Origin of the sequence: Mesorhizobium sp. M7A.F.Ca.CA.001.10.2.1 (assembly GCF_003998575.1) — a bacterium.
Classification (GTDB): domain Bacteria; phylum Pseudomonadota; class Alphaproteobacteria; order Rhizobiales; family Rhizobiaceae; genus Mesorhizobium.
The window spans coordinates 1-10,652 of the sequence record NZ_RZQY01000151.1 but is presented as its reverse complement, the minus strand read 5'-3'; the positions used below and the strand labels follow the sequence as shown (position 1 = coordinate 10,652).

At 61.3% G+C, this 10,652-nt stretch carries 9 protein-coding genes and 1 pseudogene; 8 read left to right on the top strand and 2 right to left on the bottom strand.

Annotated elements, in window-relative coordinates; all coding sequences use genetic code 11:
• Window positions 1-182 precede the first annotated feature (182 nt).
• The gene (locus tag EN964_RS12625) at window positions 183-428 is read left to right on the top strand and encodes a hypothetical protein (protein ID WP_127270296.1); all 246 of its coding nucleotides are present in this window, start codon (window positions 183-185) and stop codon (window positions 426-428) included.
• Between the two features lie 564 nt (window positions 429-992).
• Window positions 993-1,622 (top strand): uracil-DNA glycosylase family protein, encoded by a 630-nt coding sequence (locus tag EN964_RS12620; protein WP_127270300.1) that lies wholly within the window; start codon window positions 993-995, stop codon window positions 1,620-1,622.
• A gap of 96 nt (window positions 1,623-1,718) precedes the next feature.
• On the opposite strand, the pseudogene EN964_RS12615 reads toward EN964_RS12620, so the two are convergent.
• Window positions 1,719-2,284 (bottom strand): annotated as a pseudogene (locus EN964_RS12615) (transposase); the annotation flags it as partial.
• Between the two features lie 342 nt (window positions 2,285-2,626).
• Between EN964_RS12615 and EN964_RS12610 the strand changes: the two are divergent.
• The 6 genes from EN964_RS12610 (at window position 2,627) to EN964_RS12585 (ending at window position 9,893) form a co-directional block, all read left to right on the top strand.
• Window positions 2,627-3,142 (top strand): Dps family protein, encoded by a 516-nt coding sequence (locus EN964_RS12610; protein WP_127270297.1) that lies wholly within the window; start codon window positions 2,627-2,629, stop codon window positions 3,140-3,142.
• A gap of 101 nt (window positions 3,143-3,243) precedes the next feature.
• The gene (locus EN964_RS12605; RefSeq protein WP_127270298.1) at window positions 3,244-3,708 is read left to right on the top strand and encodes a nuclear transport factor 2 family protein; all 465 of its coding nucleotides are present in this window, start codon (window positions 3,244-3,246) and stop codon (window positions 3,706-3,708) included.
• Window positions 3,709-3,883: 175 nt separating this feature from the next.
• Window positions 3,884-6,181, top strand: coding sequence for an FdhF/YdeP family oxidoreductase (locus tag EN964_RS12600; RefSeq protein WP_127270666.1), 2,298 nt, complete (start codon window positions 3,884-3,886; stop codon window positions 6,179-6,181).
• A gap of 2 nt (window positions 6,182-6,183) precedes the next feature.
• Window positions 6,184-7,608, top strand: a complete 1,425-nt coding sequence (locus EN964_RS12595; protein WP_127270663.1) for a cytochrome ubiquinol oxidase subunit I — start codon at window positions 6,184-6,186, stop codon at window positions 7,606-7,608.
• A 3-nt stretch (window positions 7,609-7,611) separates the two neighbouring features.
• Complete coding sequence (gene cydB, locus EN964_RS12590; RefSeq protein ID WP_127269965.1) at window positions 7,612-8,658, top strand: cytochrome d ubiquinol oxidase subunit II; 1,047 nt, start codon at window positions 7,612-7,614, stop codon at window positions 8,656-8,658.
• 536 nt (window positions 8,659-9,194) lie between these two features.
• Entirely contained in the window at window positions 9,195-9,893 is a 699-nt protein-coding gene (locus EN964_RS12585) for a YoaK family protein (RefSeq protein ID WP_164748741.1), read from the top strand.
• A gap of 397 nt (window positions 9,894-10,290) precedes the next feature.
• Here EN964_RS12585 and EN964_RS38145 read toward each other — a convergent pair.
• On the bottom strand, window positions 10,291-10,652 hold a 362-nt coding region (locus EN964_RS38145), incomplete at its 5' end, for a hypothetical protein (protein ID WP_206528714.1).

The window sequence follows — 10,652 nt, the reverse complement described above, 5'->3', positions numbered from 1 at the left end:
AGGCAGAAATTGACGAACACCGGTTGAGAGCGTGCCTGATCCCTGCAACGGTCAAAGACGAAACGCAGCATGCCTTTGGAAAAGAACCTGCCTCCCGCGTGTGGCATCGTTGCGGCACGTAAGGCACGCAATCTGCCGATCCACGAACGGGTCGGTACCAAGTTATTGACGAGGAGAAGCCCATGTCCAGCGTCCATCCAGTTCGCGCACTTTCCGCAGCGCTCGAGGCTGCGAGGACGAATGCTGTCGAAACCATCGCGGCAGATGGCGGGCCTCTGTCATCTGCAGTTCTAGCTGAACTCGCCATGTTGCAAACTGCACTGACGGCCACCCGCCAAACACTCGATGAGCATGGAACCCGATTGGGCTGGGGTGGCGACGAGGGGGCCGTGGATCAGGCGGTTCTAGAACTCCATTCAATCAAATAGCTGGATTGCCAGTACGCAGTGATCGGCTTCCTTTCGTTGTGCCAGAGTTTGCCGTGTTATTGTTCGGCAATCCGTAGGTCCGCACTGACTGGCTTCGCGTCTCTTTGAAGTTTTGGAGCAGCCAACAGTTAAAGGCGTGCAGCCGGAGCTGCCAGCATCATTTGGACCACAACTGCCAAGCGTCAGGTTTTCCTTAGCAACTCGGGACGACCTGCGCTTCCCATTGTGAACGAGCGCGACGAGGACCAAGGTTGTCGACGCACCACAGCAAGCGGGCAAATTCTTACCAAGGCAATCACCTGCCACGGCATGTCGGTTGGACGGTTTCAGCATGCTATGGAATCGAAGGAAACAATTGTCCAGAAGCTCTGCACGTTCCCGCGGTGAAGCGTCGCGCAACTCCGGCGGCGGCTGGTCGAATGTTATCCGAACTCCTACGTCCTCTGGTCAGTAATTGAACTGACGACAGGGCGAGGCAACAATAGGGATCGGAACGACGTGGTAGACGTTTCTGCAAGTCATAGCTTCGTGGCACATTCGCGCGACGACGGAACGCGCGGCCAGTTGGAACAGTCGCAACTTGACGCGTTGCTTTCGAGCATTCGGGCATGCCGCGTGTGCGTCGAGGAGTTCGGCCATGAACCGCGCCCGGTGGTGCAGGTGGCCCCCGGCACCCGGCTGTTGATCTGTGGACAGGCGCCGGGGCGACGCGTGCATGAAAGCGGACTTCCGTTCGATGACCCGTCGGGCGACCGGCTGCGCGAGTGGCTTGGAGTGGATCGGCGCGCCTTCTATGCGGACCCGCGTATCGGCGTGGCCCCCATGGCGTTCTGCTTTCCGGGGACCAATCCCAAAGGCGGCGACTATCCGCCACCGCCCAGGTGCGCCGCGCTCTGGCGGCAGTCGCTCCTGGCATGTCTGCCGAAGGTGGAACTTACGGTGCTGGTCGGCGCTTATGCTCAGCGGTGGGCGTTGGGAGACACGCCGAGGCGTTCGATGACCGAGACCGTCGCGGCATGGCGCACCTATGGGCCTGCGGTGATCCCGCTGCCGCACCCCTCCTGGAGATGTGCAGGCTGGCTGCGGCGCAACTCATGGTTCGAGAATGAGTTGGCGCCCTATCTGCGCGTTCGGGTCGCTGCCATTCTAAGCGGCGCCATTACCCTTCATGAACCGGCCACACGCTCTCGATAAGGCAAGCCCGCGGCGACCTTCTCCGCGCAGATCGCGAGAACCGCAGGCGTGACGTTATCCGGGCCCAAGCAGAGAGACCGCCATCCAATGGACGATCAAATAGTCGGCGATGTTTCGGCTATGGCATCTCCACCAGAGCACTTCGGAACACACGACCGTGCATTTCGGCTGCTTGTTCAGGTCGATCGTCGGACACGACCAGTTCGACGTCCCTGAGGCCTCACGCTTTCAAGCCGACGAGAAATCCCGCCAGGTCGAGCGGTTGTCGCGATTGGCCATCTCGATGGCTCTGGCGCCTTCCGTCCCAGTCAATCCCGACGGAAATCAGCACCGCCTGGCCCATGACGATGCCGACTTCGCAGACCTTCTCGTAGCGAGCATCGACAATGAGGTAAGGGAACGGCTCCTGGAGCGGGCGATTGGCAAAGGCGGGGAGGCTCTCGTCCAGCGGCTTGCGCCCGCTCGGAAAGCTAGTAGCGCTCGAACAACTCCGCCGAGAAGCGGCCCTGCCGGTTCTGCGGCACCCTGAGTCCGAGCTTGCCGGCGCGCGTGACGAGCGTGCGACCGTAATGGCCCGAACGATAGGCGAGCCGCTCCGGCGTGCGCTAGCATTTCTCGGCTCCAAGCACCTCATCCATCTCGCCCTCCAGGACTTCCTGCATCACCGCGCGGATCACATCGCGCAGCCCATCAGGGCTCGAAAGCAGAATGTGGCGGAACTCGGTGACGTTGAATATCACCAGCCTGCCATGACCGCCCTTTCTCAGCGAATTTGCAGAACTCACAGCACACAACCTTGTCTCGTGGCCCAGCGAAATGAAACTGCAGGGCTGGCGGCGTCCGGGCGCTGACCGCCGCGACGCCCCTCGCTGGCCGATGAAGAGCCCGTCCTTTCCGGGCATTCAGAAAGAAAACCCGGCATTTGCAGAAGACCAGACGGCTTTTCGGGGCCTAGGTTGGCGCAATTGAGCACGCATTGAGCTCGCTGACCAAGGATCATCCCCATGACCACCAACGCCCTCCGCCTTCGCGCCGCACCGCTCCGTACCCCTTCCGATCTCGGCGAGAATGCCGTGACAGATATCTCTGCCGCTCTCACCGGGTTGCTAGCCGATACCTTCGCGCTTTACCTCAAGACGAAGAATTTCCACTGGCACATGTCAGGGCCGCACTTCCGTGATTACCATGTGTTACTCGACGAACAAGGCGAGCAAATCTTCGCTATCACCGATGACATCGCTGAGCGCTGTCGCAAGATCGGCGGCACCACGCTCCGCTCTATCGGACAGATCGCGAAGGAGCAGCGAATCTCCGACAATGACGCGGCCTATGTGACGCCACACGACATGCTGGCCGAGCTTGCCCAAGACAACCGCACCTTCATAAGTCTCCTGCGCGCCGTGCACGCAGTATGCGAGGAGCACGACGACGTCGCGACGACCAGCTTGATCGAGGTTTGGATTGATGAGGCCGAGCGCCGTACCTGGTTCCTTTTCGAAGCCGGGCGGATGGCGGACTGACCCCCAAGGCCATGGACCGTCGGCGCGGAATGGCGTCGCCCCGATCTGCGGCAAGCGGTCGCCGCTTGCGACTTCCCGTTGCTCTCTCACAGGAAAATGCCATGTCCCGCCCACCGCTTCCACCCTTCACGGAACAAACCGCCATAGAAAAAGTGCGCTCAGCCGAAGACGGCTGGAACACGCGTGACCCCGGCCGTGTCGCGCTCGCCTATACGGTTGACAGTGCCTGGCGTAATCGCGCCGAGTTCGTGACAGGCCGGGAAGCCATCGAGGCTTTTCTCACCCGCAAATGGAACAAAGAACTCGATTACCGGCTGGTAAAGGAACTTTGGACGTTTGCGGGAAACCGGATCGCTGTCCGCTTCGCCTATGAATACCATGATGACAGCGGCCAATGGTTCAGGGCCTACGGCAACGAAAATTGGGAGTTCGATACGGAAGGGCTGATGCGCCGCCGGATCGCCAGCATTAACGAACATCCAATCGCGGAGTCCGAACGCAAGTTGCATTGGCCTTTGGGTCGTCGCCCCGACGACCATCCTGGTCTCAGCGGTTTCGGCTTCTGATCTGACGCGTGGTCGAGGGTTGGCGACCGTTTTCGCGCTACCCACTGATAGGCCAGCAGAGCCGCTTCGGCGTGCCGCTCGCGCGGATCGGAAGATGTCGCGGGCGGTTCGACGACTGGCGGGGCTTCGCTGACAGGGGGTCGGCCGGTAGCTGAATCCACACAGGGGCATAGAAATGAGTGGCAAGAAGCGTATTGAGCGTTATGACGAGGCCGCCGGCGGCTGGGGTGCGCTGAAGGCGCTCGGCGAGCACCTGGTCGAGCAGGATATTGCGATCAAGGGCGCGACAACGCTGCTGCGCATGAACCAGCCGCTTGGCTTCGATTGCCCGGGCTGCGCTTGGCCAGATCCCAAACACACCTCGCCCTTCGAATTCTGCGAGAACGGCGGCAAGGCAGTCGCCTGGGAGGTGACGGCGAAGCGCTGCACGCCGGAGTTCTTCGCAGCTCACACCGTCACCGAGCTTTCGACATGGAGCGACTACGAACTCGAAATGGTCGGGCGGCTTACTCATCCGATGGCCTACGACCAAGCCAGCGATCGCTACTTGTCGGTGAACTGGGACGACGCCTTCGCCATGATCGGTCGGCATCTGGGCGCCCTTCCCAATCCGAATATGGCGGAGTTCTACACCTCCGGTCGCACCTCCAACGAGGCCGCCTTCCTCTACCAGCTCTTTGTGCGCGAATACGGCACCAACAACTTCCCCGACTGTTCCAACATGTGCCACGAGGCTACCAGCGTCGGCTTGCCGCAGTCGCTCGGCGTCGGCAAGGGCACGGTGCTGCTGGACGATTTCGACAAGACTGACTGCATCTTCATCTTCGGCCAGAACCCCGGCACCAACAGCCCGCGCATGATGACCAGCCTGCGCAGTGCCTCGCGACGCGGCGCAACCATTATTTCGTTCAATCCGTTCCGCGAGCGGGCGCTGGAGCGCTTTCAGGCGCCGCAGAGCCCGATCGAGATGACGACGCTGACGTCCACCCCGATCAGCTCGCGCCTGCACCAAGTCAAGGTCGGCGGCGACATCGCAGTGCTCAAGGGCTTGATGAAGGTGCTAGTCGAGGAGGATGAGCGGCTGCGCGCCGAACACCAGATCGAGGCCCTTGACTGGGATTTTATCCGCGGCCACACCGTCGGCATCGAGGCGCTCGTCGCCGACCTCAAGGCCACATGCTGGGAAGACATCGAGCGGCGATCGGGCCTCACGCGCTCGGCGATCGAGGAAGCCGCCCATGTCTATATGAAGGCGAAGAGGGCGATCGTCGTCTATGGCATGGGCATCACCCAGCACCGGCACGGCGCGAAAAGCGTCCAGCAGCTTGCCAATCTTTGCCTGCTCAAGGGAAATATCGGAAAGGAAGGCGCCGGCTTGTGCCCGGTGCGCGGCCATTCCAACGTCCAAGGCGACCGTACCGTCGGCATAACCGAAATTCCGACCCCTGAATTCCTCGGCCGGCTGGGACAGCGTTTTGGCTTCGAGCCCTCTGCTGAGCATGGACACAATGTCGTCACCGCGCTGGAGGCCATGGTCGAGGGAAAAGCGCGCGTCTTCATCGGCATGGGTGGCAACATCGTCGCTGCCATCCCAGACTGGCAGGTCACGCAGGAGGCGTTTCGCCGTCTCGATCTCACTGTTCACGTCTCGACCAAGCTTAACCGCAGCCACATCATCCATGGCCGCGACGCGCTCATCCTGCCCTGCCTAGGCCGCACGGAGGTTGACCTGCAGGCGGCAGGCCCGCAATCCATCACCGTCGAGGACTCTATGTCGATGGTGCACGCGTCGACCGGCATGAACGAACCTGCCTCCGAGCACCTGAAGAGCGAGCCCGCGATCGTTGCAGGCATGGCCCGCGCCACCCTCGGGATGCGCTCAGTTGTGGACTGGGAGATCTTCGTCGCCGACTACGACCTGATACGCGACGCCATCGAAGACGTCTTTCCGATTTTCGAGGGCTACAACGCTCGCATCCGCGTACCCGGCGGCTTCCACCTCCCCTCGACGGCGCGCGAGCGTATTTGGAATACGGCTACCGGCAAGGCGAACTTCATGCCGTTCGATGGGCTCGGCGAGGATAACGCATCCGATGCGGACGTTTTGTGGCTCACCAGCGTGCGCAGCCATGACCAGTACAATACCACGCTCTATTCACTCTCAGACCGCTATCGCGGCGTGTTCGGCCAACGCGACGTGCTGTTCATAAGCGTCGAGGAAATCGAGAAGCGCGGCTTCAAGCCGGGCGACCGCGTCGACCTAGTCACCGTTTCAGACGACGGCGTGGAGCGAGTGGTTCGCAATTTCAAGCTGGTCGCCCATGCATTCCCGGCCGGCGGCTGCGCGGCCTATTACCCAGAGACCAATCCGCTGGTGCCGCTTCACGCCCACGATCCAATGAGTTTCACACCCTCCTACAAGGGCATTCCGATCCGCATCGTGCGGGCGCAGGTCCAGGTTGAGGTGGCTTGACCATGGATGCCGTCATCCTTGCCCGACTCCAGTTCGCCTTCACAATGGGCTTCCACATCCTGTGGCCGACGGTCACGATCGGGCTCGCCTGCTTCGTCGCGCTACTGAGCGGCCTTTGGTGGCGCACCGGACGCGAGGTCTATCGCGATCTCATGCGCTTCTGGATTTCCATCTTCGCGCTGGCCTTCGGCATGGGCGTCATCACTGGCCTCGTGCTGAGCTACGAGATCGGCACCAACTGGGCGGGCTTCTCGCGCTCGGTCTCCAACGTCCTCGGCCCGCTCTTCATGTACGAGGCGCTGACCGCCTTCTTCCTCGAGGCCGGCTTCATCGGCATCGTGCTGTTCGGCCAGAACCGGGTCAGCAGGGGACTGCATTTCTTCGCCTGCTGCATGGTGGCGGGCGGCACGCTGACGTCGGCCACCTGGATCCTCGCCGCCAACAGTTGGATGCAGACGCCGCAGGGCGCGGTGGCCGACGCCAACGGCATTTTTCATGTCGTCGACTGGTGGCAGGTCATCTTCAATCCTTCCTTCCCCTACCGGCTCGCCCACATGGTCTGCGCCAGTTTCATTACCGGCTCCTTCGTCGTGGCCGGCGTCTCTGCCTTCCATCTTTGGCGCAGGCAGCATGTGGAGGCCAGCCGCCTCGCTTTCTCGCTGGCCATGTGGATGGCGCTGGTGCTCACCCCGACGCAGATCCTGCTGGGCGACCTGCACGGACGCAACACGCTTGCCTATCAGCCGATAAAACTCGCCGCGATGGAAGGGCTGTGGGACACCACCAAGGGACCCGCGATGACCGTGATTGCCTGGCCCAGCATGGAGGAGCAGCGCAATCTCTACGCGATCGACATCCCGCATCTTGCCAGCCTCTATCTCACCCATTCCTGGGACGGCGAGGTCGAGGGCCTGAAGGCGGTGCCGCGCGAGGACCAGCCCTATGTGCCGATCGTCTTCTTCGCCTTCCGCATCATGGTCGGCATCGGGCTGATCCTTCTCGCCACCGCCGTCACCGGCGTGGCGCTGCGCTGGAGCCATCGCCTCTACGACACACGCTGGTTCCAACTGATCACCATGGCGACGACGCCGCTCGGCTTCATCGCGGTGCTCGCCGGCTGGACGACCACCGAGGCAGGCCGCCAGCCTTGGGTCATCTATGGCCAGTTGCGCACCATCGACGCGGTTGCGCCGGTCGCGGCCGGCGCGGTGGCAACGACGCTTGCCATCTTCGTCGTTGTCTACATGGTTCTTCTGCTGGCTTTCCTCTGGTTCGCCGGACGCATCGCCATCCGCGGGCCGCGCGATACCAGCGCTAGCGATCCGCGCCTTGTCCGTCCGGGCCTCGACCGGGGCAGCCCGGCGATCGTCGGGTCGGCTCCGGCTGTCGCGCTCGCCGACAAAACCCGCCTCGCATCAGGAGAGTAAGCCATGTCCGCATTCTTCGCAGCCGATCTTCCTGTGCTGTTCGCAGCACTCGCGGCGTTCTGCGTCACCATCTACGTGCTGGCCGACGGCTTTGATCTCGGCGTCGGCATGCTGTTCCTGCTTGCGCCGCGCAACGAGGATCGCGACCTGATGATGGCCAGCATCGAACCCGTGTGGGACTCCAACGAGACTTGGTTGGTCATGGGCGGCACGCTGCTGCTTACCGCCTTTCCCGCCGGCTACTACGTTCTGCTGCCCGCCTTCTATTTGCCGGTAATGTTCATGTTGTTCGCCTTGATCTTCCGGGGCATCGCCTTCGAATTCCGTCTGCAAGCAGGCGAATTCCGCTGGATCTGGGACATCGCCTTCGCCGGTGGATCGCTGCTCGCAACGCTCTGTCAGGGGCTTATCCTCGGCAGCCTGATCAACGGGGTGACGATTGAGAACGGCATATTCGCCGGCGGCACGTTCGATTTCGTCAGCCTGCTCGGCCTTGCCTGCGGAGCCGGGCTGGTCGGCGGTTACGCGCTGCTCGGCGCCGGATGGCTGATCTGGAAGACGGATGGGCCGACGCAGGTGTTCGCCCGCGAGATCGCCCATTCTGCGTTGATCCTCACCTCCGGCATGATGCTCGCGGTCAGTGGGTGGAGCGCTTGGAGTGTTCCGGAGGTCGCCGCGCGTTGGTTCGCCTGGCCGAACATCGCTTTCCTCGCACCCGTGCCGTCGCTCACGGTCGCCGCGCTGCTGACCATCTGGCGCCGCATCTGGATCGGCCGCGAAGCCGAGGTCTTCCTGCTGGCGCTGGTCATCTTCCTGCTCGGTTTCGGCGGCCTCGTCGTCAGCTTGTGGCCCTATGTCGTGCCGCGACAAATCACCATCTGGAACGGCGCCGCCGATCCTCAGACGCTAGCTTTCGCCGGTACCGGGCTCATGATCGTCATCCCGATCGTCCTGGCCTATCAAGCCCATGCCTATTGGGTGTTCCGGGGTAAGACCCGCCATCACAGTGGCAACCGCTACGTCACGCAGGCCCTCCCCGAAAGTGAATGAAGGGGCTTCGACTGCTGGAACACACGCCCTCCCGGAATGAACTCGTTAGCTGAGCTTCGCGCACTACCGCGACCGCAAGGCCGATTCTATGTGAGCCATCAAGACTCTCGTTGTTCATTTAGCTTCGGTATGTCTCGCCACCGCCAGCATCGAACTGCTACAGGACTTCGGGTAGCAAGCCCCAAGCCCTCGGGGGCGGCGACGCCACCGAGCGGTCTGACAACCCCTGATGCGCACCTTTCGCTGGCTCTTCAAATACAAAGACCCAGGCTTAGGCCGAGGCGCAACATAACAGCCACAAGCACGCGTATTTAGCCTCGCCTTTTAGGGATTTGCGCACAATGTTCGTATCATGCAGCTGACATTATCCCTTCGAAACCATCTGTACCATCAATCAACGCCATCGTACTTGCGCATACCAGAGATAATAATCATTGGTCTAAACAATATACATGGGGAGGATTCTTATCTTGCCGCCCCGTGTGTAGGCTGTCCTTGATACCGCGATGGTAGAACCACCGAAGGGCCGCTCTCAGATGCATAGCTCCATCGTTCGTGAACCGACCAAACCAACCTTGATCCCGAAGCCGATCTTACCGGCCACCCTGGCGTTCGTGGCAGGTTTTGTGGATGCCTGCAGTTTCCTAGCTTTCCAGGGATTTTTTGTTGCGCAGGCGACGGGGAGCTTTGTTGTTGCAGGCTCTGAACTCTTGAACCCCAATGACAAGTACGGGCTAAAAGTACTCGCGATACCAGTGTTCCTCGTTTCCGGCATGCTCGCAACTTTTGTCGTACGCTTGGTCGCCCGCACTGATCGTTTAGCCCTAACGGTCATGCTAGGTGTCGAGGCGGTGCTACTAACTGTACTTGCAGCGACTTGGCTGTTCCGGGCATCGGATGGACTGAATGCGGAGGTTGCTCTGTTCGGGCTCGCGGCCATGGGTGTGCAGAGCGCCACGGCACGGTTGTTGCTGACCGGCTACGGGTCGACCAACGTAATGACAACTAACACAACCCAATTGTCCATAGACCTGGCGGATAGCATTTTGAACCGCTCCCTTTCACTGAATCTGCTGCCGACTTTCATGATCATTGCGGGTTTCTTCATCGGTGTGGCCGTGGGCGCCATCGTCTTTCAAATGATAGGGTTGGGCGGCGTTGTTATTCCTGCTGCAATCGTCTTTTTACTTGTCTTCGTCGCGAGAGACGCCACACAAGCGTCAAGACTGGCGTGAATGTGGTCATGTCTTCCAAGCACCACACCACTCCGCTTTCGCACAGGCATCGGCACATTGGTGATGGTTGCAGTCGATGCCGCGGTCATCATCTACTGGCGCCGACAAGGCCGTGGCCGTTGCATCCACAGCGAATAGGCCCGCACCGGCTCAGGTCGCAACCGCCTAGCGCAGGCCCGGAACCGGAAAAGCTAGGACGCATAGGAACCTCGCGGCTTCTGCAAAGGGCGCGCGGAACATGGCGCCGGCGCTGCCGCCCGCCTTCGGGTGCCAATATCTGCGATCGTATTCCGTCCTGAACGCAATTGCTCTCTTCAGGAGGTGGAGGATGCAGAGTCACCTGCGCGCACAGGATTCCCGGTGGCGACGCATTCCAGCTTTGACGTCCCCCCGTGGCTCACTTCGCCTTGCACGGCGAGGAACTGAGGAACCTCGGCCGCTGGCCAGATATCCTTCCGCCCGGCGATATGGAAATTGCTGCCGCGTTCTCAAAAGACGCTACTGCTCCTTCCAGGTAAATATCGCACCAGCCCAGGACATCAACGCGGTCCACGTCGGAAGCCCAGGCCTTGTCGCTCCCCCTCCCCGGCAAGAGCTCCTCCTCCGACTGGAGATCCCGTGGTTCCCCCCGCAAGACTCCGTAACGACGAGCGAGAACTCGATCGATGTCCTGGGCGCCTCTTTCGGGATACTCACCGAAGGCTTCGAGCGGATCGAAAAACCGGAATCTGTCGGTATAAGCGACATTGATCTCGCGAC

Bases quoted from the DNA above. Each gene is read 5' to 3' on its own strand.
- EN964_RS12605 (WP_127270298.1), top strand. From the start codon at position 3,244: ATGTCCCGCCCACCGCTTCCACCCTTCACGGAACAAACCGCCATAGAA.
- EN964_RS12610 (WP_127270297.1), top strand. From the start codon at position 2,627: ATGACCACCAACGCCCTCCGCCTTCGCGCCGCACCGCTCCGTACCCCT.
- EN964_RS12595 (WP_127270663.1), top strand. From the start codon at position 6,184: ATGGATGCCGTCATCCTTGCCCGACTCCAGTTCGCCTTCACAATGGGC.
- EN964_RS12600 (WP_127270666.1), top strand. From the start codon at position 3,884: ATGAGTGGCAAGAAGCGTATTGAGCGTTATGACGAGGCCGCCGGCGGC.
- EN964_RS12625 (WP_127270296.1), top strand. From the start codon at position 183: ATGTCCAGCGTCCATCCAGTTCGCGCACTTTCCGCAGCGCTCGAGGCT.
- cydB (WP_127269965.1), top strand. From the start codon at position 7,612: ATGTCCGCATTCTTCGCAGCCGATCTTCCTGTGCTGTTCGCAGCACTC.
- EN964_RS12585 (WP_164748741.1), top strand. From the start codon at position 9,195: ATGCATAGCTCCATCGTTCGTGAACCGACCAAACCAACCTTGATCCCG.